Below are 20,710 nucleotides of genomic sequence, written 5' to 3'. Positions count from 1 at the left end.
AATGCCTGATCGCCTGAATGCCTGATCGATTGACCGCCTGAATGAAGGAGCGAACATGATCGACCTGACCATCACCGACGCGGTCGCCCACGTCGTGCTGAATGCTCCAGAGAAGCGCAACGCCCTCAACGAGCAGGCTCTCACTGACCTTGGGTCTGCATATGACGAGGCCGCGGCGGCAGGTGTCCGCGCGCTCGTACTGCGCGGCGAGGGCGCTGGATTCTGCGCCGGACGCGACATCGCCGGAGTCGACCCCGCCACTGACGATGTCACCCGCTACCTCGACGGCCTCGTGACTCCGCTGCTCAAGAAGATGTCCGCGTTCCCTGCACCAACGTTCGCCGCCGCACACGGCGCCTGCCTCGGCGTCGGGCTCGGTCTGCTGATCGCAACGGATGTCGTCTACGTCGCCGACACCGCGAAGATCGGCTCCCCGTTCGCCGCGCTCGGCGCAACGCTTGACTCAGGTGGGCACGCGCTGTTCTTCGAGCGTCTCGGCGCGCACAAGACGCTCGACCTCATCTACACCGGACGTCTCATGAGCGGCGCCGAAGCTGTGCAGTCGGGGTTATTCTCACAGGTGTTCCCCGCTGATGAGGTCACGACCGCGACAGATGCCGCGGCATCCCGGGCCGCCACCGGCGCGACGCAGGCGTTCCTGGCCAGTAAGTCGCTTGTCGCCCGGTTGCGCGATGAGCGCCTCGCACTCTGGGATGCCGTCGCCGCCGAGAACGCGAACCAGGCGGCTCTACGCGACACTGCCGACTACCGCGAAGGCTTCGCCGCATTCCAGCAGAAGCGGCAGCCCCAATTCACCGGCCAGTGAGCGGCGGGACCACTGTTTGGGCTCCGGGGTCAACCCGCACCTCGCTGCGGGACGCCACGACACCGGCGATGGCGTACACCAACGCCACGATCCAGCCGATGAAGACGGCGAACATCGCGGCGACGAAGAGCACGCCGGTCACGGCATCGTTTGCCAGCCCCCAGGTGGAGAGCACAGACCCGACGGGCGGGGAGTCGCCGCCGTCAGTGAGAGTGAGCATCATCACGAGCAGTGCACCCCAAATAACCCAGCTCGCGACGTTGTAGCCCAGCCGTGTACTGCGCCCCGCCTTCGCGTCGCGATCGAAGGCCACGATGATCGGAGGGATGAACAACGCGATGATCACGAACGGTGCGGCAAATATGCCGATAAACAACATCCAGCCCATCGGCGCCCCCAGCAACCCTCGCCCGAACAAGACGAGGAGTGGGAGGAGCACGGGCGCGATCCATTGGAAGACGCGAGCGAACCGGCCGGAGAGTCTCATGCCGCCGAGACTAGCGCACGGCATCCGAGCGTCGAGAACGCGCACCCGCGGCCACCATTTCGCCAGGGGCCATCCGGCATCCGAGCGTCGAGAACGCGCAAACCGCCCTTCCCTCGCGCCGGGAAGGACGGTTTGCGTGTTCTCGGCCGCGGCCGCCGAGGCGGCAGCCAGCGGGACGCGCGGCGTTAGAGCACGCGGAGGATGTCGTCGACGCGCTCCTTGGCATCACCGAACAGCATCTGCGCGTTGTCGCGGAAGAACAGCGGATTCTGCACGCCCGCGTAACCGGACGCCATCGAGCGCTTGAATATGATGACGTTCTCTGCCTCCCACACTCGCAGCACCGGCATCCCGGCGATGGGGCTTGAAGGATCTTCCGCCGCGGCGGGGTTGACCGTGTCGTTCGCGCCGATCACGAGCACGACGGTGGTGGATGCCAGGTCATCGTTGACTTCGTCCATTTCGAGGACGATGTCGTACGGCACCTTGGCCTCCGCCAGCAGCACATTCATGTGCCCTGGCAGACGACCGGCGACCGGATGGATGCCGAATCGCACATCCACCCCTCGGTCACGCAGCTTCTGCGTGAGCTCGGCGACCGGATGCTGCGCCTGAGCGACGGCCATGCCGTAGCCGGGCGTGATCACAACGGTCGATGCTTCTCTGAGCATGTCGGCGACGGATGCCGCATCGATTTCACGGTGCTCGCCGTGGTCGACCTCGGTGCCTGTGGGCGCTGCGATGCCGAAACCTCCGGCGATCACCGAGATGAAGGAGCGGTTCATCGCCTTGCACATGATGTACGACAGGTACGCACCGGAGGAGCCGACCAGCGCGCCGGTGACGATGAGCAGGTCGTTGTTCAGCAAGAAGCCCGCTGCCGCGGCCGCCCATCCCGAGTAGCTGTTGAGCATCGAGACGACCACCGGCATGTCCCCACCGCCGATCGACGCGACCAGATGCCAACCAAGCGCGAGCGAGAGCAGCGTCACGACGATGAGCAGCGCGAGGTTAGGGGTGATCACGTACCAGACGGTCAGCGCAATGAAGATGGCGATCGCACCGAGGTTCAGCACGTTCTTGCCCGTCAGCATGAGCGGCTTCGACGACATCCGCCCCGAGAGCTTCAGGAACGCGACGATGGAGCCGGTGAAAGTCACACCACCGATGAAGATGCCGATGAACACTTCGCCGTGGTGGATATCGGCCAGCGCGCCGGTGTAGTCGGGAGCGGCGAGGTGCCCGTTCCAGCCGACCAATACCGCGGCGAGACCAACGAAGCTGTGCAGCAGCGCGATGAGTTCCGGCATCCCGGTCATCTCGACCTTGCGTGCGCGCCAGAGACCGATGCTCGCGCCGACCACCATCGCGACAACGAGCAGCACCAGACCGGTGAGGGCCTGCGGCTGTGCCCACGCCCCCTGGAACGTGACCCAGACCGTAGCGACGAGAGCGATGACCATTCCGGCAATGCCGTAACCAACGCCCGAGCGAGCGGAGTCGTGCCGGCTGAGGCCGGCGAGGCTCATGATGAAAAGCAGTGCCGCGACGATGTACGCAGCTCCGGCAACGGATGCCGAGATCTCAACGGCGCTCATCGACGGGCCCCCTTGTCCGCGGACTGCTCAGGGCCCTTGGAGAACATTTTCAGCATCCTTCTGGTCACCGCGAAGCCACCGAAGATATTGATGGATGCCACGAGCACAGCCACCGCGGAGAGAATCTGCACCACGAGGTTCGGGCTCGCGATCTGCACGACCGCACCGACCACGATGATGCCGGAAATGGCGTTCGTGACGCTCATCAACGGTGTGTGCAGAGCGTGCGCCACCTTGCCGATCACGTAGAACCCGATCACGATCGAAAGCAGCAGCACCGTGAAATGCTGCGGCAGCGGCGCGGGTGCGACCGCGTTCACGAGGAAGAGGGCGGCAATGCCCGCGATGATCAGCGCGGCCTTGCCGCGAGCGCCGAGGGTGCGCTTCGGCGCGACCGCGGCGACCTCGACGGCGGCGACCGCAGGCGCCGCCGATACCTGCACGGCAGGCGGAGGCCAGGTCTCTTCACCGTCACGCACCACCGTCACCGCCCGCTGCACAACATCATCGAAATCGAGCGTGAGTTGGCCGTCCTTCTCCGGCGTCAGCAGCTTCAACAGGTTGACGAGGTTCGTGCCGTACAGCTGCGAGGCCTGGGTGGGCAGACGCCCGGCCAAGTCCGTGTAGCCGAGAATGATCACACCGTTCTCGGTCACGTACTTCTCACCCGCGACGGAGCCTTCGACGTTGCCGCCCTGCGCCGCGGCCATATCGACGATGACGCTGCCCGGCTTCATGCCGGCGACGTCAGCTGCGGTGATCAGTCTGGGCGCTGCGCGGCCCGGAATCAGCGCCGTGGTGATGATGATGTCGACGTCGGCGGCCTGCTCGGAATAGAGCTCAGCGGCTCGACGGTTGTAAGCCTCGCTCGTCGCCTTGGCATAGCCGTCGGAGGAGACCTCCTTCTGCTCATCAGGAACAGAGACTAAGAGATACGTCCCACCGATCGACTTCACTTGATCGGCGACCTCCGGGCGGGGATCAGTCGCGCGAACAATCGCGCCGAGACTCGAGGCCGCACCGATCGCCGCGAGCCCCGCGACACCTGCACCGGCGACGAGCACCTTCGCCGGCGGCACCTTGCCCGCCGCAGTCACTTGGCCGGTGAAGAAGCGCCCGAACTCATTCGCCGCCTCGATCACCGCACGGTAACCGGAGATGTTCGACATCGAGCTGAGCACATCCATCGACTGCGCGCGCGAGATGCGCGGCACCGCATCCAGCGCGAGCGCCGTGATCCCCCGCGTCGCGAGAGCCTGACGCAGCTCCGGCTTCAGGTTCGGGCTGAGCTGCGCGATCAACGTTGCGCCGTCCGCGATGCGAGCAATCTCGGCATCCGTCGGGGCGTTCACCTTCAACAGGATCGGTGACGACCACGCCTCATCGGCCTCCACAATCTCAGCGCCAGCCGCGGCGTACGCATCATCCAGGAAGGCGGATGCCGCGCCAGCGCCCCGTTCGACCGCGACGTCGTAGCCGAGCCCTCGCAGCGCACCCACCGTCTGCGGCGTCGCGGCGACTCTCGTCTCACCGCTCTGTTCCTTCACGATGCCGATTCGCATCATCCACTGCTCCCTTGCACGTCGCGGGCCATCAGCCGGCCACCCAGATCGGGCCGGCGCGGGGCACTTGACTTACGACCATATTGGGCCGGAGGTGCAGGTTCGGCAAGGATTGCGGCCCTCGGACTCGAAAGAATCGCGCTCTTTGAGATTTGTGAAACTCTGACACCGACTCCAGCGCCGGCCGTGCGCGTGGGGGGAATGAAAACACGGCTCCGAAGGCGCTCGGAGCCGTGTTTTCATTCCCGCATCAGCTGCAGGACGCGTCCAGGACCAGGACCGGACCGGGACCAGGACCGGGGTTGGGGCCGCCGCCAGGGGCCCGGGCCACGAGCCCGGCCGCCCTCGCGCACGGAATCTGCCTCAGTCGTCGATCAGCTCCGCCTCGACGACCTCGTCCTCAACTTCAGGCGGCCCCTCGCTCGTCAACACCAGCCCCGCACCGTCGGCAGACACGTCCACGCGCACGGTGTCACCGTCGCGCACCCTGCCGGAGAGCAACCCCGTGGCGAGCTTGTTCTGCACCTCATTCTGGATGAGCCGGCGCAGCGGCCGCGCCCCGTACACCGGGTCGTAGCCGCGCTCGGCGAGCCACGCTCGGGCATCGGGCGTGACAGCCAGCGTGAGCCGGCGCTCGCGCAGCCGCGTGTGCAGCTGGTCAACCGACAGTTCGACGATCTGCGCGAGATCATCCTCGGTGAGCGCCTGGAAGATGACGATGTCATCGAGGCGGTTCACGAACTCCGGCTTGAACGCCTGACGCACCAGCGCCATGACGCGCTCACGCTTGTCATCGAGCGACAGCATCGGGTCGATGAGGATCGGCGAGCCCAGGTTCGAGGTGAGGATCAGGATGACGTTCGAGAAGTCCACCGTCCGCCCCTGGCCGTCGGTCATGCGACCGTCGTCCATCACCTGCAACAGCACGTCGAACACCTCCGGATGCGCCTTCTCGACCTCATCCAGCAGCACGACGCTGTACGGGCGGCGACGCACGGCCTCGGTGAGCTGACCACCCTGCTCATAGCCGATGTATCCAGGAGGGGCACCGACGAGCCGCGACACCGAGTGCTTCTCGCCGTACTCCGACATGTCGATGCGCACCATGGCGTGCTCATCATCGAAGAGGAAGTCGGCGAGCGCCTTGGCGAGTTCGGTCTTGCCGACACCGGTCGGCCCGAGGAACAGGAACGATCCGGTCGGCCGGCCTGGGTCACTGATGCCCGCGCGTGAGCGACGCACCGCATCCGCAACCGCCCCGACGGCCTCTTTCTGACCGACCAGTCGCTTGCCAAGCTCAGCCTCCAGATGCAGCAGCTTCTCGCTTTCGCCCTGCAGAAGACGACCGACTGGGATGCCGGTCCACGCCGCGATGACGCTGGCGATGTCCTCTTCGGTGACCTGGTCATTGACCATGCGACCGTCACCGTTACCCTCGGACTGCTCTGCCGCGAACACTTCGCGTTCGAGCGCGGGGATTTCCCCGTACAACAGGCGCGATGCCCTCTCGAGATTGCCCTCGCGCTGAGCACGTTCCGCATCGCCGCGGGCGGCATCCAAACGGGCCTTAAGATCGCCGACCTTGTTCAGCGACGCGCGCTCGAGTTCCCACCGCGCCTGCAACTCGCCGAGCGTCGCCTGCTTCGCAGAAAGGTCTTCGCGGAGCGCGGCGAGGCGCTCCTTAGATGCGTCGTCCTTCTCCTTCTTGAGAGCGAGCTCTTCGAGCCTCAGCCGGTCGACGTAACGGCGCAGTTCGTCGATCTCTACAGGGGCCGAGTCGATCTCCATGCGCAGCCTGGATGCTGCCTCATCGATCAGGTCGATCGCCTTGTCCGGCAGTTGACGCGAGGGGATGTAGCGGTTCGACAGGGATGCCGCGGCGACCAGCGCGTTGTCCGAGATCGCGACCTTGTGATGGGCCTCGTATCGTTCCTTGAGCCCGCGCAGAATCGCGATGGTGTCCTCGACCGTTGGCTCACCGACGTACACCTGCTGGAAGCGGCGCTCGAGCGCCGCATCCTTCTCGATGAACTCACGGTATTCGTTGAGCGTGGTGGCACCGATAAGGCGCAGTTCCCCGCGGGCGAGCATCGGCTTGAGCATGTTGGATGCCGCGACCGATCCCTCGCCGCCGCCAGCGCCCATCAGCGTGTGCAGCTCGTCGATGAAGGTGATGATCTGACCTTCGGATTCGGTGATCTCTTTGAGTACCTGCTTCAGCCGCTCCTCGAACTGGCCCCGATACATGGCGCCGGCGACGAGAGCGGAGATGTCGAGGGTGATGACATCTTTGTCCTTGAGCGATTCTGCGACATCCCCCGCGACGATCCGCTGTGCGAGCCCCTCAACGACGGCGGTCTTCCCGACACCTGGTTCGCCGATGAGCACTGGGTTGTTCTTCGTGCGCCTGGTGAGCACCTGGCTGACGCGCCGGATCTCGCTGTCACGGCCAATCACCGGGTCGAGCTTGCCCTGGCGGGCCTGGTCGGTCAGGTTGATGCCGAACTGTTCAAGTGCAGACTGCTGGTCGTCCTGTTGCGGCTGTGCGGGGTTGGTCATCGCATTCCCTCCAGTGAAGTTTTCATCAAGTTGAGTCGCGTTGGCGCAACTTTACCTCACCCGCGCACTGCGCGCACGGCATTCCAAATCACGCGAGCGACCTCGCGCTTTGAACCTTCGGCGGATGCCACGACCACTCCCTCTGCGCCGATGATCTCCACCGCGTTGTCTGCCTTCTCGAAGCCGTGCTCGGCATCCGCGAGGTTCACGGCGAGCAGGTCGACTCCCTTGCGCGCGCGCTTGCGACGGGCTCGCTCGCGCCGCTCCTCCGGGTCACGCAGGGTTTCGGCGGCGAAGGCCACAATGGTCTGGCCCTGCGCGCGCGCCGCGGCAAGCCCCGCCACGATGTCTTCGTTCTCGACCAGATCGATGCGGTCGAGAACACCGCTTTCCTTGGTCAGCTTCTGTTCCGAGGCCTCGGCCGGGCGGTAGTCCGCGACGGCCGCCGCCATGATGACCACATCTCTGGATGCCGCGGCATCCCTCATCGCCTCACCCAACTGCGCAGCCGTGCCGACCGGATGCACCCGAATTCGAGGATGCCGCGCCTCGGCGAGCACGTCTGTCGCAATGTTCGCAGCGACCAGATCGACCTCGGCACCACGGGCTGCGGCTTCGGCGGCGAGCGCGACGCCCTGCTTACCGCTGGAGCGATTGCCGAGGAACCGCACCGGGTCGATCGGCTCGCGGGTGCCACCGGCAGACACAGCAACGCGGAGTCCGGCAAGATCCTGCGGAGCACGCAGTGCAAGAGCGGCATCGACGATGTCCTCCGGCTCGAGCATCCGACCTGGTCCTGAGTCACCGCCGGTCAGCTCGCCGTCGCCCGGCCCCAGCACGTGCACGCCACGATCGCGGAGGGTCGCGATGTTGGCTTGCGTTGCCGGATGCCGCCACATCTCCGTATGCATGGCCGGGGCGATCGCGACCGGCGCCGTTGTCGCCAGCAGAGTCGTCCCGAGCAGATCATCGGCAAGCCCCGCCGTCATCTTCGCGATCGTGTTGGCCGTTGCCGGAGCGATGATTACGAGCTCAGCGGCCTGGCCGAGAGCGACGTGCCGAACCTTCGCGACGTCGTCATGCACGCTCGTAGTGACCGGATTGCGACTGATCGCCTCCCACGTCGGTGCGCCCACGAACCGCAACGCATCATCGGTCGGAATCACCGTGACTTCGTGACCGGCCTTGATCAGCAGGCGCACCAGGTGAACGGTCTTGTATGCGGCAATGCCGCCCGTGGCTCCAACGACGATGTTCATTCCTTGATTCTGCCTGAGCTGCGCATCGCTGTGGGCCTCTGGAGGATCCTGTCGCAACACACCCACGCCGCGCGGATCCATCCCGCAGCGATGGGCGGAGAACGCAGCGATGGGCTGAGCCTCGAGAGCTGAGGCTCCGCCCAAGCGTGCGTTCTCCGCCCGAGCGCGCGGCAGGGCCAAGGCTCGACACCGGACCGCGGCCACCTAGACTGGCCGCGTGTGTACGGTCGTGATCGATGTCGCTGAGCCCGGAGGGTCGCGTCTACTTGCGGTCCGTGACGAGGATCCCGAACGTGCGTGGGATTCGCTCGGCCCGTGGTGGCCCGAGCAATACCCGGGGGTGATCGGCATCCGCGACCGCCGCGCTGGCGGTGCCTGGCTCGCCGCCAACCCGGCGACTCGACGCCTCGCCGTGCTCCTGAACCGGGCCGACACCCTCGACCTGCCCGAGGATCAGGTGCTCAGCCGGGGCAGTCTCGCGCTGGAGTCCGTTGCCGGCCGGGGGCCAGCTACTCCACTGCCGATTCACGGATTCAACCTGCTCGAAGTCGGACCCGACTCCGCTCGCGTGCTGTCGTGGGACGGCGAGAGTCTGCGCGAGACTCCGGTTCCGCACGGTGTGCACATGATTGCGCACGATGGTCTGGATGATCCGGCGACCGCACGCATCGCGCGCTGGTTGCCGGAGTTTCGTGCTCACGCCGCTCGGACGGATGCCTGGGAAAGCGAATGGATCGACATGCTCGCGGCATCCACCGTTCTTGACCCCACTGATGATGCGGCGATCATCCGAGACAACCGGCCGCACGGCTATCCGACCCAGTCGCTGCTGTACTGCGTCGCCGCGGTGAATCATTCCGGCGTAGAGGTGCACGAATCAGATCTGTCGGCACCTGGCCGCTGGTAGCTCAGGCCGCCGATTCGTCCGCAACGCATGCGAACAGAGTGCGGTACGCGGTCGGCGTCGTCGAGAGTACGCGGGCGAAGTTCTGGCGCAGCACTGCGGCCGAGCCGAAGCCACACTCCTGCGCGATCTCGTCGAGACCCAGGTCGGTGCGCTCCAGCATCCGCTGCGCCTGAATGATCCGCTGGCGCGCCAGCCAGGCCGCCGGTGTCGCGCCATGCTCTGCTTTGAAGCGACGCGCAAAAGTACGAGGCGACATGTGCGCGCGTGAGGCGAGCTGGTCGACCGTCAGATCCTCGCGCAGATTCTCCATGGTCCAGTCGGTGATAGCCGCGAGCGAGTCGTTCTGCACCGTAGCGATCGGTCGATCGATGTACTGCGCCTGACCGCCATCTCGTTGCGGCGGCACGACCATGCGCCGCGCGACACGATTCGTGAGCTCGGCGCCGATCTCCTGGCGCAGCAGGTGCAGGCAGGCATCAAGGCCCGCCGCGGTGCCCGCACTGGTGATGATGCGACCATCCTGCACGAACAGCACGTCAGGGTCGACATCGACCAGCGGGAACATTGCTGTCATCTCGTCGGTGTACTTCCAGTGTGTCGTCGCCCGTCGTCCGTCGAGCACGCCCGCTTCCGCGATGACGAATGAGCCGCTGCAGACGCTGAGCAGCCAGGCACCTCTGGCCGCGGCATCCCGCACCACATCGAGAATGCGTGGGTCTGTGGCGCCCCACCATTCACGGGGGATCGGACAGACGACGACGAGGTCGGCCTCATAGGCAAAGGAGAGGTCGTTCTCGACGTTGATAGAGAACCCCAACTTGGATGCCACGACCCCCGCCTCGACGGCAACGACACGGAAGTCGAAGTTCGGGACGCCGTCATCTGATCGATCAAGGCCGAACGCCTCGCAGGCGACACCGAACTCGAACGGTGCGAAGCCGTCTTGGACGATACAGGCGACTGTTCTCATGGTGCTCCTTCAACGACGATGTGTGACCTTGCCCAGTTTGGCAGTTTTTCGATGACCTATGTCAATTCTGCCACTAGTGGCACGAAATCAACAGGCGTAGCTTTTCTGCCATGTCCATTCTCATCCTCCTCGCAGTACTTGCCCTCGTCGGACTCATCTCCACCGTCGTCGAACTCCGTCGTGATGGTTTCCACGCCGTCGCCACCGATTGGTCGCGCGTCGCCGACCGCGACGCCCTCGACAGCGCCGAGGCCTCGATCAGCTACCGCTGATGGTTATACGCGGCCTACCCGCGGCCAGGTTCCTGGTCGCGACTAGGCTCGACGGCATGAGCGATCCTCAGCGGCCCCCGGTTCCGCCGTATGCGTCCCAGCCCGGTCAGCACCCGCAACCCGGGCATCCGACACCGCCCTCGGCAGCCGCGCAGCCGTATTACCAGAGCCAGCCCCAGCCGCCCGCTGCCCAGCAGGGCTACGTGCTGAACGGGCAGAGCGCGCATCCATCACGCCCAGACTCAACCGGTGGCAACACTCCCGGACGGATCGGCTTCATCATCGGGCTCACCGGCTTGGCGCTGAGCCTGCTGATGAGCGTGATCGTTCAGATCACGATCCGCAGTGTCGGCTTCCAGATCGTCTCGATCTTCGCTGGTTTCGGCTCACTTCTCGTGTTCATCGCCGCATTGGCCGCCCTGATCTTCGGCCTGGTCGGCCTCAAGCGAGTCGGCGTTCCGCACGGACAGGCAGGTATCGCCGTCGGCCTCGGCATCGCCGGCGTCGCGGGCGGCATCCTCTCTTTCCTCATCAGCTCGCTGGGCGCTCTGTTCTACTGAGCTCCGCTACCTGCCGCCGATCAGCGCCAGAACGGATCACGTCGACGCCGATCAGCGTCAGCGAAGATCAGCGCGACCAGATCCACCGGCGCCGGCGTCGCTGCCGCACCGGCACAGCTTCGGGCTCCGGCGGCGGTACGGCCGTTCGATCGCCCGTGACCCAGCGCAGCCAGAGCGCATCCGGGTTGCCCTCCAGCACGAGTGCGCGGGCGAGCAGCGTCAACGGGATCGACAGGATCGCGCCGAGCGGCCCGATCACGAAGGTCCAGAAGATCACCGAGAAGAAGCTCAGCGTGAGGCTGAGATCAACGGCGTCGCTGACGAACTTCGGCTGCACGAGCACCTGCAGCACGACGTTGACGACGCTGTACACGGCGACGACACCGAGCAGCAGCGGCCAGCCGCCGACGGCGAATGCGAGGATCGCTGGCGGCACCAGACCCAGGATGAAACCGACATTCGGGATGAAGTTCGTCACGAACGCGAGGATCGCCCACACGATGGGAGCCGGTACCCCCATCCACCACAGTGCGAGGCCGTCGATGATCGCCACGATCGCGCCGAAACTCGCGTTGACGATGTAATACCGGCGGATTCCACGATTCAGCAGCGTGATGCGTCCGATGACGTGGCTGCGCGTTGCTCCGAACACGGCAGGCGCGTGGCGGTAGCGTGCCGCATCCACCGCCATGAAGATGATGTACGCGAAGACAAAGAACAGTGCGGTGCCGACGGCGACGACCGTGCCTCCAACGCTCTGCACCATCTTCAGCAGGTTCGCAGGCGCGAGCAGCGAACTCACGGCATCCGTCGCCTCCTGCCCGAATCCGAGGTCATCCAGCCATGCGACGAACTCGTTGAACTGGCCGATTACACCGTTATCGGAGGTGAGGTCGACGACGAGGCGGGCGAACTGCGTTCCTGCGAACCACAGCAGCGCACCCATCGCGAGCAGGATGACGTACGCCAGTGCTATGACGAGCGTGGATCCCAGCCAGGTGGGCATCCCGCGGCGCGTCAGCACGCTGCGGGCCGGTTCACAGATGACCACAATCACGATCGCCAGGGCGATGGGCCCGACGATCTCGCGGGCGAACGAAAGCCCGGCGATGACGACAACTGATGCGGCGAGCGTCAGCAGCACTCGCAGACTCGACGAAAGAACAGGGCCGGACACGCTTGAAGGGCTGGTCACTCGGCCAGCGTACCCGCCGGTTCTCGTTCACAACTCCTCAACGATGTGCGTCGTGAACGTCAACACCGCCTATGCGACCGTGATCCGTACTCGACTCTGAGGAGTTATGAACGCTCGCCGAGCACGCGCTCGTAGATCTCGATCATCGCCCCGGTGCGCGATGACTGGCGGAAAGCCTCGGCGACCTCGGAGTCCGGGGTCGGCGCGGTTCCTGCCATGACGTCGGATGCCGCACGCTGCAGAGTCTCGGAAAGCGCAGCGACCGATGGCCCAGGAACTGCCCACAGTCCGCCGCGCAGCTCACCGGCGATGTCAGGGTCGCAGACGATCGTCGGAGTGCCGAGGGCTGCCGCTTCGAACGGCGTCATCCCCTGAGTTTCAAACCCGATGGAGGTCTGCACCACGGCATCCGCTGCGGCAATCCGGGCGAGGGTCTCGGCATAGCTGAGTCGCCCCGCGAATCGCACCCCGGCATGCTGGCGGGCGATCTTCTCCGCTGCGCGCAGCTGCCCTCCGCCGCCGATGATTTCGATGTCGGCATCCACCTGAGATGCGACAACCGCCTCCAGGAACGGGAGCAGCCTCTTCTCAGGACTCATCCGTCCGAGCCACACGAATCGCGGACGCCTGGTGCGTGGAACATCATCTACCGCGTGAGACACCACACCCGGCATGGTGTCTCGCGCAGACGATGATGTCTCGGCAGTGAGAGTCTCGGCCGCAAGAGTCTCGGCGAGCAAATCATCGTCGATGCCGTTCCACACCACGTCCACACTGTCGAAGACCCCGTGCTGTTCCAGCCGGCGTGCGAAATGACCCGAGGGCGCGGTGACTGCACTGGATCCCTGAGCGATACCGCGAAGGAAGGCCCAGCCGTCGCTTCCGCTGACCCGTGAGCCAATGCCGCGCATCGTCTGGCGTCGCCACAGATTCAGCACGGCGAGCACCTGCCTGTGCAGCGGGGTGACCGCGGCCATGCCGACATCGACGCGATTGTGCATCGTGTGCACGACCGGGATGCCGTGGCGATGGGCGAATCGATGCCCGATGAACGCACCCCAGAAGTCGCCCTGCACGTGCACGAGGTCGACGGGCGGGCGGGTCGCGAAGGCACGGTCAAGGAAACGATCGATGCGTTTCCCCGGCCACGACATCGAGTATTCGCGATCGAGAGTGATCGGGATGGACGGTGTGTCCAGGTATCCGGGATCCGTCGTCGTGATTCCGCGCGCATGCATCTTCGGCGCGACAGCAGTCACCGTATGACCGGCACGTTCGAGGAATCGTCGCTGCAACCGCATCGACACCTGCGCTCCGCCGAGGGACTCGAGGTGCTGATCGCCGAAAAAGACGATGTGCATGGGTTACTCCGGCAGCGGTTCGTCACGGTAGAGGGCCTCGAATGTGTCGAGGGTGCGGTTGATGTCGTGCACGAGCACGCCATCCAACGAAGCCTGCTGCATCCGCGCATACTCATCCGGCGACGCGGTCAGCACATCCGTCATTCGTGCCGCAAGCTCGTCGACATCACCCGGCGCGAACAGATATCCGTTCTCGCCGTTGTGTACGAGGTGAGGCAGCGCGACAGCGTCTGCGGCGACGATCGGCAACGCCGAGGCCATCGCTTCCATGGTCGCGATCGACTGCAGCTCGGCAATGGATGCGATCACGAACAGGCTTGCGCGCGACAGCAGCGCCCGCAATTCCTCATCAGTCGTTCGACCGTGGAACGTGACGCGATCAGAGAGGCCAAGTTCATCACTGAGCCGCTCGAGATTCTTGCGCTGGTCGCCACCGCCGACGATGTCGAATGTGGTCTCCAATGCCGGGTCGAGCTTCGTCATCGCCTGCAGGATAACCTCGATCTGCTTTTCTGCCGTCAGACGCCCGACGAAGATGATGCGGTTCTTCTCACGCGGTGCGATCACCGGCGTGTACTGCGTGCGATCGATCCCACAGCTGATCGGGATAACACCCTGCACGTCGACGGTCCGCTCGAGAAAATCGGCGGCGCGACGGGTCGGCGTCGTGATGGCGCGCGTGAGGTCGAAGGTGCGCTTCGCATCCCCCCATGCCCACTTCAGCAAGAGATCATCGACGAACTTCGGGAACATGGAGTGGTCGAGCAGATTCTCCGCCATCACGTGATTCGTGGCAATGACCGGGATGCCACGTTCTGCGGCAACATGCGCGAGACCGCGACCGATCAGAATGTGCGACTGAATGTGCACAATGTCGGGTTTCACGCGATCGAGCACCTTGCGCGCATAGTGGGTCGTTCGCCACGGCCACACGAACCGCAGCCAGTCATGCGGCATCCACCGCACCGAAGGCAGACGGTGCAGCGTCATCGGCTCACCCTCGATGACCTCGGTCGCGGGCGTCGCCCGACGGTACTTCGTGTTCGGCGCGACAACGTGCACATCGTGGCCACGCTGCACCAGCCCTGCCGCGAGGCGCTCAGCGAAGCGCGCGGCGCCGTTGATGTCAGGGGCGAAGGTGTCGCATCCGATGAGGATCTTCAACGGAGCGTCAGAGGAGGTCACGGATATGCAGCCTTACGGTACGCGGCAGGGGGCCCGGATCCGGGCGCTGGCAACTCTACCGGAGGGGCCTGCAGCACCTCGTAGGCCAGCCGTGGTCAGAGCACTCACGCAGGGTCATCCTCTACCGTGGGGTCATGCGCATCGCCTCATCCGCAGACCACCAACTCTGGATTCCTGTGACGGAATCATTCGGCTGGAAGGGACGCCGCCAGCGCAAGGCAGCATTGCGGATGCTGATGGGCCAGGCCGTGCAGACAGGAAGCGGACCCGTCCCTCGAGGAACGCGCGTCGGCGCGTGGGCGATCAGCCAGCTCGCACCGGCGATGATGAAGCGGGCCGATGGGCGCGTGCTGGTCTGGATGTGGAAGTCCGACCCCGAAATTGTGGTTGCCATGGCGACGACCCAGGAACTCACCCACGATGTGCGCCGTGCAAGGGCGATGATGCCTATGGAGTACGACGACACCGAGTCGTTCACCTCGCGACTGGGCGCGGGCGAGAAGCTGGTGATCTCGTTCCCAGAGCAGCCGTCCTCTCCCCCGTTCGCCACCTACACCTGGGACACCGGCACGCACCTGATCACTCTCACGGCCGTCGGCGGCTCTCGGGAGATGTTCGCCACGGTGATTCCGGCGCTCGACGACCTCGCGCGCAGTATCCGCATCGCCGACGACGTCACGGGCGGCGAGACACCGGGCGTGCTGCGGATCGATCCAGCCTGACTGGAAACACGATCTGCCCGAACCGCTCATGGATGCCACCAGGATGTTCGCGCCGTAGAGACGTGCTGTTCTCCGTAGAATCGCCGGATGGCGTGAGACCGCGCCGCGGGGGAGGCTGGCGACAGTGAGGGCACGAACCACGTTCGGCGTGCTTCGTCTTGTCACGGCAGCCGTGTGTCTGACCGCGCTCATCCACCGCTTGTTCTGGGGCCTCGGTTCGCAGACCATTTCCGGTCGCAACTTCTTCGCATATCTCACAGTGGAGTCGAACTGCGCACTCGTCGTCCTGCTCGTCATCGGCGGCATCCTGGCGTTCCGCCGCGACGACGACCCTCGCTGGTTCAGCATCGCTCTCTCATTGGTGCTGACCTGGACGATCACGGCCGGCCTCGCATTCGCTCTGATCGTCTGGCAGGCAGGGGTCCGCGGCATCCGCGTGGATGTCCCCTGGTCAGATCAGGTGCTGCATTTCTGGCTGCCGGCCCTCACTGCGATCGCGTGGACGCTCACCCCCGGACACCGGTCGGTGCCGTGGTGGATCATCCCTGGCTCTCTCGTTTTCCCCCTGGCCTGGGGCGGGGTGACGATGTGGCGTGGGCCGATGATCGGCTGGTATCCGTACTACTTCTTGGATCTGCGGCAGGTCAGCGGCACCGGGGAGTTTCTGCTGACGAGCGGCATCGCCCTGGCGATCTTCGCGCTCATCGCGACGGTGCTGGCGGTGATCAGTCGGATCAGTCCGTCACGCCGGAAGGCAGGAACGCGTCCAGCGATGTGAGGGCTGCGACGAGGGCGTCGTCCTCTTCGAGTCCTGCGAACTCCTCGGCAGCCGCTCCGCCGAGGATTCCCACCAGCACGTTCTCGCCGGTGGCAGGAAGCAGATTGATCCAGGTGCGGACCAACTGGTCGCCGTCCACTGCGTGCCAGATCGTCGCCTCAGTGTCCCAGAACGGCTCGTCGTAGCGCAGCCAAACTGTCTCGATGTGCCCCATGCCCAGTGCGTTGATTGCGCCGCGGTATGTGAACGGCAGGGGCGGTGCGAATTCGATTCCTTCGCGCTGCAGCACGCCGAGCGGCACGGTGATCACCACCCGATCGAACGAGGTCGACTCCCCCGTGCCGAGACGCAGACTGACACCCGCATCGTCATAGGCGACGCGGGTTACTGCGGACGACAGGGTCAGCTGCGCGCCCTCCAGCATCTGCTGCACGACTGCGCCGAAGTCACTGACGATGCCTGATCTTGCCGGAATCGGCAGAGCAGGCGGGAACCAGGATGACACGGTGTCGGCATCCGCACCCGAGGTGGTGGTGAGGTACGCCAGGAGCGCGGCAAGGCCCGGCTCTTCAGGATCGGCGCCGGTCTCTGACAGCGCCTCAGTAAGTGAGACATCGGCCGGGAAGGATTGGGCTGCGGCGATCGCTTGCTCCAGCGACGCGTTGCTGACCGGGTCGAGGTCGCCCTCTGGGGAGCGCCAGAGAGCGGATGCCAGGTCCACAGTCTCGAGGCTGTCAAGGACGGGGCGACCGTCTTCCGGGGCGTCGCCGAGCAGCCATCCGCCGAGTTGGATCGGCATCGGCCAGTCGTCGTCGAGCTGCGAGTGGACGCGTCCGCCGACCCGATCGCGTGCCTCGAATACGGTGACTTCGATATCGGCATCCGCGAGCCGTGCGGCGACTGTCGCGCCGGCAAGACCGGCACCGATCACGGCGATCCGCTCGCCGGGACCTGCCGTGGCGCGCACGCGCACCGCGGCGCTCTCACCCGAGTGGATCGCACCGCGCATCGTGCCGGGATTATCGGCATCCGTCGCCTCGCCCGCGAAGAACAGCCGCCCTCCGACGGGCTCTGCCAATGTCTCGCGGGTAGCCGACTGCACACCGATGCGGGTGAAGCTGACGGCGCCGCGCGAGAACGGGTCTGTCGACCACGCGCTGCGCACGCTCGCGGCGGGAGCCGGCACAGTGGTTGTGGGCAGCGGAGTGGGCGTGCCAGTGGGGGTCGGCGTGGGAGCAGGTTCCGGCGTGCAGGACACGAGCAGCACGCTGAGGGCCCCGGCTCCGGCGCCGATCAGCAGCTCGCGACGCGTCATCCTCATGGTGTCGCCACACTACCCGTTCCGGCTGAACGAGGCTTCTCCAGCGTTCTGAAGGCTTAGCCGCGCACGTATTCGGCGAGCACGACTCCCGACTCGTACGGCGTGATCGCGGTGGGGCGGAAATCGGCGGGTGCGTAACCTCGCCCTTCAAACAGCGGGATGCCGTCGCCGAAGAGCACTGGATTGCGCTTGAGTGCCAGCCGGTCGATCTCGTCGCGCAGCACGGCCGCAAGCGAGCCACCTCCGCAGAGCCAGATCCCTTTACCCTCCTCAGCCTTGAGCTCGCGCACGACCTCAACGGGATCGCGGTCGGTGAACTCGACGCCATCCGAGCCGTTCGGGGCACTGTGCGCACGCGTGAAGACAATTTGCCGGAGGTGGCGGTATGGGGACGGCAGATCGGGGAGTCCGACCGCATAGGTGTTCCAGCCCATGAGCACAGTGTCGAACGGGCCCCCTTCGACCGATAGGCCGGCCGCCGCGGCGAGCGCCGTCGGCGCTGTTCCGCCGTACTTCGACCAGATGTCCGCTGCATGATCCCCCTCAACGAGGAACCGGTCGAATTCTCCGCCAGGGCCGGCGATGAAACCATCAATGCTCACAGCGACGTAATAGGTGAGTTCTCGCATCTTTTCTCCAATAACTACAGGTGCAGTGATTGGAGACTACAACAGGTGCAGTGGTTGCGCTAGAGTCATTCCCATGGCGAAGAACGAAGCACGCCGAGCGGTGCTGGCGGATGCCGGCATCACCGTGTTGGCGCGAGAGGGCTCGCGCGGCCTGACCCATCGGGCGATCGATGCGGAGGCCGGCGTTCCGATCGGCACGACCTCGAACTACTTCCGCAGCCGGGAGGCCCTCGTCACCGGGCTGTTCGAGCGAATCGGCGTGCGCCTCGCGCCCACACCGTCAGATCTCGAGGCCCGTGCCGAAGAGCAGCCCAGCCGCGAACTCTTCGCCGACTACACGCGCGATATCGTGCGCCGTCTGACCACACAGCGCGAGGTGACGCTCGCGCTGTACGAACTGAGGCTCGAAGCAGCCCGCCGTCCAGAACTCGCCGCTTCATTGGGCACGTGGCAACGCGCCGGGCTCGACGGCGATGTCGCGTTCAACGAGGCGGCCGAACTCCCCGGCGGGCGACGCGAGATCACCCTGTTCCACTACGCGATTGAAGGTCTCGTCTTCGATCGACTCACATCACCCATCGATCCGGATACCTCCACCGACGACATTGTCGACGCGCTCGTCGCGGGGCTGCTACCCGGCTGAGAGTCGCCGCGCACGCCACGCTCTCGAGAACGCACAAACCGCCCTTCCCTGAATCCAGGAAGGGCGGTTTATGCGTTGTCGGTCAGACCCTGACGAGGGTCAAGCGATGTTGTCGATCAGACCACTAGGTGAATCAGACCGCTAGGTGAATCAGACCGCGACGTCGCCGATCAGGTTCACCTTGATGCCCATGCCGTCGAACATCGCTGCCTTCGCGATGAGTGCCTTGTCGGCGGTTTCAGCATCCGGTGCGTAGACGAGCTGTGCGTGGTTCGCCTTGTGGCGCGCCATGAACTGATCGCGCGAGACGCCGTTCAGTACGACGTGTGCGAGCGGCCACTCCGGGTTGGTGGCATCCTTGCGGCGCTGGGTCTCCGCCTCTGGGAGCTCGACGACGGCACCACGGAAGATGTCGGCCTGCAGGATGCCCTCGGCGATGAACACGCGCGACAGCACGATCTCACCGGGCTTTGACACACCGTTGAGGGTGGCGCCGCCAGCGGGGAAGAACACGTGGCCCTGACGCCAGCCTTCGGCCTTGTCCCAGCCCCCGAGGTGAGAGGCGGGCACGGAACCGGAGATCTCGTACGCCCAAACGAACTGGCCCTCGTAATCCTCGCCCCAGCGCACGTCGTGCAGTGTGTTGTCGGGAACGAGGCCCATCGCGCGCCAGACGCGGTCGGTGACCAGCGCGTCGACCGCGACGCCCTCATCGGCCTCGTTGAAGTGCGGGAACGCACGCCCCTCGTGCAGCACGCGCGAGCCATCGCGCGAGGTGACCGGCGGGCGCTCGGTGGAGTTCAGGATGCCTTCGGCGAGGTCGGATGCCGGAACCAGGTCCTTCAGACCCTGCTGGTACTGGATGCCGACGGCGTCGAGTCCGAAGTCGTCGGAGATGCGCAGGGCGGCGATGTACATCTTCATCTGCCATTGCACCTGCTCGCGGGTGAGCTCGGTCGTGCCATCCTCACCGAAGTGGAACGTCATCCCGTGCTCGACGAGCCAGTCGAAGGCTGCGTCAGCTTCTTCCTCGGCAACATTGAGCATCTCGGCGTACAGCGCGGACTGCGACAGTCGCTCCTTGTAGATGCCGGTCTCGTTGAGCAGCTCGTCATCGAAGATGGCGTTGTACATGCCCATGCATCCCTCATCGAAGACGCCGATGATGGCCTTTTCGTCGCGGAGCTGGGCGGCCAGTGCCTCGCCGAGCTGCTTCTCCGGGCTCTCCGGCAGCGCGGGGAGCGCACGCACGTGCGAGTAGTCGTGGGTGATGGTGCCGGTCTCGGTCCACTCCTTGAGGGTGGCCGTGAACCACTCGTCAGTGAAGTCAACCGACCAGGTCGACGAGTAGGGCTTGTCCATCTTGGTGAGGCCGGCGTTCAGTCCGAGCAGACCGACCAGTCCCGGCCAGTCGCCCGCGAAGTTCGCGACCGTGAGGATCGGGCCCTGGTGGGTGCGGAGTCCGGCGAGCACGTGGTGCGAGTACTGCCAGTTCGCGATCGCAACGATAAGCGGGGCGTCAGCGGGGATGTTCTTGAAGACTCCGAGGCCCATGCGCTGGCTGGAGATGAAGCCGTGGCCGGTGGCGGGGTCGACGTCGAAGGCGCGGATGACGCTCCAGCCGAGCTCACCGAAGACGCGGGACACGCCTGCTTCGAGCGCGACCTGGGTCGGCCATCCGCCGACGTTCGCGGCCTCGCGCAGATCGCCGGAGGTGATCAGGTACGCGGTTTTCGGGGCGGATGCCGGGCGAGACGCCGGGGCGGGAAGGGTGTAGCTCATAGTGTTCTCCGTTACTGGTGGGTACAGACGCCGCGTTGGCAACTGTACCTGAAATCGATTTCAAGCTGCAAGTGGGTGGTGGGGCGCCCTGCCT

General features: G+C 65.4%; 19 protein-coding genes. 7 read left to right on the top strand and 12 right to left on the bottom strand.

Annotated features, from left to right (window positions below):
- Nucleotides 1-55: 55 nt before the first annotated feature.
- Nucleotides 56-826 (top strand): enoyl-CoA hydratase/isomerase family protein, encoded by a 771-nt coding sequence (locus tag AC1C2O_RS14640; protein WP_495431171.1) that lies wholly within the window; start codon nucleotides 56-58, stop codon nucleotides 824-826.
- Here the strand turns inward: AC1C2O_RS14640 and AC1C2O_RS14635 are convergent.
- The 5 genes from AC1C2O_RS14635 to coaBC form a co-directional block, all read right to left on the bottom strand.
- Nucleotides 813-1,313, bottom strand: coding sequence for a hypothetical protein (locus AC1C2O_RS14635; RefSeq protein WP_495431170.1), 501 nt, complete (start codon nucleotides 1,311-1,313; stop codon nucleotides 813-815). The genes AC1C2O_RS14640 and AC1C2O_RS14635 overlap by 14 nt on opposite strands.
- 185 nt (nucleotides 1,314-1,498) lie before the next feature.
- Nucleotides 1,499-2,911 (bottom strand): Re/Si-specific NAD(P)(+) transhydrogenase subunit beta, encoded by a 1,413-nt coding sequence (gene pntB, locus AC1C2O_RS14630; RefSeq protein WP_495431169.1) that lies wholly within the window; start codon nucleotides 2,909-2,911, stop codon nucleotides 1,499-1,501.
- Nucleotides 2,908-4,476 carry a Re/Si-specific NAD(P)(+) transhydrogenase subunit alpha gene (locus tag AC1C2O_RS14625; RefSeq protein ID WP_495431168.1) on the bottom strand — a complete coding sequence of 523 codons (1,569 nt, stop codon included), beginning with the start codon at nucleotides 4,474-4,476 and terminating at the stop codon, nucleotides 2,908-2,910. Before AC1C2O_RS14625 ends, pntB begins: the two co-directional genes overlap by 4 nt.
- Before the next feature lie 360 nt (nucleotides 4,477-4,836).
- Nucleotides 4,837-7,032: an ATP-dependent Clp protease ATP-binding subunit gene (locus tag AC1C2O_RS14620; RefSeq protein WP_495431167.1), complete on the bottom strand. Its 2,196-nt coding sequence runs from the start codon at nucleotides 7,030-7,032 to the stop codon at nucleotides 4,837-4,839.
- 56 nt (nucleotides 7,033-7,088) lie between these two features.
- Nucleotides 7,089-8,372 (bottom strand): bifunctional phosphopantothenoylcysteine decarboxylase/phosphopantothenate--cysteine ligase CoaBC, encoded by a 1,284-nt coding sequence (coaBC, locus tag AC1C2O_RS14615; protein ID WP_495431748.1) that lies wholly within the window; start codon nucleotides 8,370-8,372, stop codon nucleotides 7,089-7,091.
- A gap of 136 nt (nucleotides 8,373-8,508) precedes the next feature.
- On the opposite strand from coaBC, the gene AC1C2O_RS14610 reads away from it, so the two are divergent.
- Entirely contained in the window at nucleotides 8,509-9,198 is a 690-nt protein-coding gene (locus AC1C2O_RS14610; protein WP_495431166.1) for an NRDE family protein, read from the top strand.
- Between the two features lies 1 nt (nucleotide 9,199).
- Here AC1C2O_RS14610 and AC1C2O_RS14605 read toward each other — a convergent pair whose 3' ends face one another.
- Nucleotides 9,200-10,168 (bottom strand): GlxA family transcriptional regulator, encoded by a 969-nt coding sequence (locus AC1C2O_RS14605; protein WP_495431165.1) that lies wholly within the window; start codon nucleotides 10,166-10,168, stop codon nucleotides 9,200-9,202.
- A 110-nt stretch (nucleotides 10,169-10,278) separates the two neighbouring features.
- Between AC1C2O_RS14605 and AC1C2O_RS14600 the strand changes: the two genes are divergently transcribed.
- Both AC1C2O_RS14600 and AC1C2O_RS14595 read left to right on the top strand, forming a co-directional pair.
- Entirely contained in the window at nucleotides 10,279-10,440 is a 162-nt protein-coding gene (locus tag AC1C2O_RS14600; RefSeq protein WP_495431164.1) for a hypothetical protein, read from the top strand.
- A gap of 56 nt (nucleotides 10,441-10,496) precedes the next feature.
- Nucleotides 10,497-11,000, top strand: a complete 504-nt coding sequence (locus AC1C2O_RS14595) for a hypothetical protein (protein WP_495431162.1) — start codon at nucleotides 10,497-10,499, stop codon at nucleotides 10,998-11,000.
- 67 nt (nucleotides 11,001-11,067) lie between these two features.
- On the opposite strand, the gene AC1C2O_RS14590 is transcribed toward AC1C2O_RS14595, so the two are convergent.
- From AC1C2O_RS14590 to AC1C2O_RS14580, 3 genes are all read right to left on the bottom strand, one after another.
- Nucleotides 11,068-12,195: an AI-2E family transporter gene (locus AC1C2O_RS14590; RefSeq protein ID WP_495431161.1), complete on the bottom strand. Its 1,128-nt coding sequence runs from the start codon at nucleotides 12,193-12,195 to the stop codon at nucleotides 11,068-11,070.
- A gap of 104 nt (nucleotides 12,196-12,299) precedes the next feature.
- A complete protein-coding gene (locus AC1C2O_RS14585) occupies nucleotides 12,300-13,556 on the bottom strand; it encodes a glycosyltransferase family 4 protein (protein ID WP_495431160.1) in 1,257 nt (418 codons plus the stop codon).
- A gap of 3 nt (nucleotides 13,557-13,559) precedes the next feature.
- A complete protein-coding gene (locus tag AC1C2O_RS14580; RefSeq protein ID WP_495431747.1) occupies nucleotides 13,560-14,747 on the bottom strand; it encodes a glycosyltransferase in 1,188 nt (395 codons plus the stop codon).
- Nucleotides 14,748-14,875: 128 nt separating this feature from the next.
- Between AC1C2O_RS14580 and AC1C2O_RS14575 the strand changes: the two genes are divergently transcribed.
- Both AC1C2O_RS14575 and AC1C2O_RS14570 read left to right on the top strand, forming a co-directional pair.
- Nucleotides 14,876-15,463 carry a hypothetical protein gene (locus AC1C2O_RS14575; protein WP_495431159.1) on the top strand — a complete coding sequence of 196 codons (588 nt, stop codon included), beginning with the start codon at nucleotides 14,876-14,878 and terminating at the stop codon, nucleotides 15,461-15,463.
- A gap of 124 nt (nucleotides 15,464-15,587) precedes the next feature.
- The gene (locus AC1C2O_RS14570; protein WP_495431158.1) at nucleotides 15,588-16,241 is read left to right on the top strand and encodes a Pr6Pr family membrane protein; all 654 of its coding nucleotides are present in this window, start codon (nucleotides 15,588-15,590) and stop codon (nucleotides 16,239-16,241) included.
- Here the strand turns inward: AC1C2O_RS14570 and AC1C2O_RS14565 are convergent.
- Nucleotides 16,198-17,562, bottom strand: a complete 1,365-nt coding sequence (locus AC1C2O_RS14565; RefSeq protein WP_495431157.1) for a flavin monoamine oxidase family protein — start codon at nucleotides 17,560-17,562, stop codon at nucleotides 16,198-16,200. The genes AC1C2O_RS14570 and AC1C2O_RS14565 overlap by 44 nt on opposite strands.
- 56 nt (nucleotides 17,563-17,618) lie before the next feature.
- Nucleotides 17,619-18,191 (bottom strand): dihydrofolate reductase family protein, encoded by a 573-nt coding sequence (locus AC1C2O_RS14560; protein WP_495431156.1) that lies wholly within the window; start codon nucleotides 18,189-18,191, stop codon nucleotides 17,619-17,621.
- A gap of 73 nt (nucleotides 18,192-18,264) precedes the next feature.
- Between AC1C2O_RS14560 and AC1C2O_RS14555 the strand changes: the two genes are divergently transcribed.
- A complete protein-coding gene (locus AC1C2O_RS14555) occupies nucleotides 18,265-18,834 on the top strand; it encodes a TetR/AcrR family transcriptional regulator (RefSeq protein ID WP_495431155.1) in 570 nt (189 codons plus the stop codon).
- Between the two features lie 150 nt (nucleotides 18,835-18,984).
- Here the strand turns inward: AC1C2O_RS14555 and AC1C2O_RS14550 are convergent, their stop codons facing one another.
- The gene (locus AC1C2O_RS14550; protein ID WP_495431154.1) at nucleotides 18,985-20,616 is read right to left on the bottom strand and encodes a fucose isomerase; all 1,632 of its coding nucleotides are present in this window, start codon (nucleotides 20,614-20,616) and stop codon (nucleotides 18,985-18,987) included.
- Between the last annotated feature and the right edge of the window lie 94 nt (nucleotides 20,617-20,710).

The organism is Microbacterium sp. Y355 (assembly GCF_059445345.1).
This window is presented reverse-complemented; position numbering and strand designations above follow the sequence as displayed.

Coding starts and splice junctions, on each gene's coding strand:
- AC1C2O_RS14640 (WP_495431171.1), top strand. CDS start 56: ATGATCGACCTGACCATCACCGACGCGGTCGCCCACGTCGTGCTGAAT.
- AC1C2O_RS14635 (WP_495431170.1), bottom strand. CDS start 1,313: ATGAGACTCTCCGGCCGGTTCGCTCGCGTCTTCCAATGGATCGCGCCC.
- pntB (WP_495431169.1), bottom strand. CDS start 2,911: ATGAGCGCCGTTGAGATCTCGGCATCCGTTGCCGGAGCTGCGTACATC.
- AC1C2O_RS14625 (WP_495431168.1), bottom strand. CDS start 4,476: ATGATGCGAATCGGCATCGTGAAGGAACAGAGCGGTGAGACGAGAGTC.
- AC1C2O_RS14620 (WP_495431167.1), bottom strand. CDS start 7,032: ATGACCAACCCCGCACAGCCGCAACAGGACGACCAGCAGTCTGCACTT.
- coaBC (WP_495431748.1), bottom strand. CDS start 8,372: ATGGATCCGCGCGGCGTGGGTGTGTTGCGACAGGATCCTCCAGAGGCC.
- AC1C2O_RS14605 (WP_495431165.1), bottom strand. CDS start 10,168: ATGAGAACAGTCGCCTGTATCGTCCAAGACGGCTTCGCACCGTTCGAG.
- AC1C2O_RS14600 (WP_495431164.1), top strand. CDS start 10,279: ATGTCCATTCTCATCCTCCTCGCAGTACTTGCCCTCGTCGGACTCATC.
- AC1C2O_RS14595 (WP_495431162.1), top strand. CDS start 10,497: ATGAGCGATCCTCAGCGGCCCCCGGTTCCGCCGTATGCGTCCCAGCCC.
- AC1C2O_RS14585 (WP_495431160.1), bottom strand. CDS start 13,556: ATGCACATCGTCTTTTTCGGCGATCAGCACCTCGAGTCCCTCGGCGGA.
- AC1C2O_RS14575 (WP_495431159.1), top strand. CDS start 14,876: ATGCGCATCGCCTCATCCGCAGACCACCAACTCTGGATTCCTGTGACG.
- AC1C2O_RS14565 (WP_495431157.1), bottom strand. CDS start 17,562: ATGAGGATGACGCGTCGCGAGCTGCTGATCGGCGCCGGAGCCGGGGCC.
- AC1C2O_RS14560 (WP_495431156.1), bottom strand. CDS start 18,191: ATGCGAGAACTCACCTATTACGTCGCTGTGAGCATTGATGGTTTCATC.
- AC1C2O_RS14555 (WP_495431155.1), top strand. CDS start 18,265: ATGGCGAAGAACGAAGCACGCCGAGCGGTGCTGGCGGATGCCGGCATC.
- AC1C2O_RS14550 (WP_495431154.1), bottom strand. CDS start 20,616: ATGAGCTACACCCTTCCCGCCCCGGCGTCTCGCCCGGCATCCGCCCCG.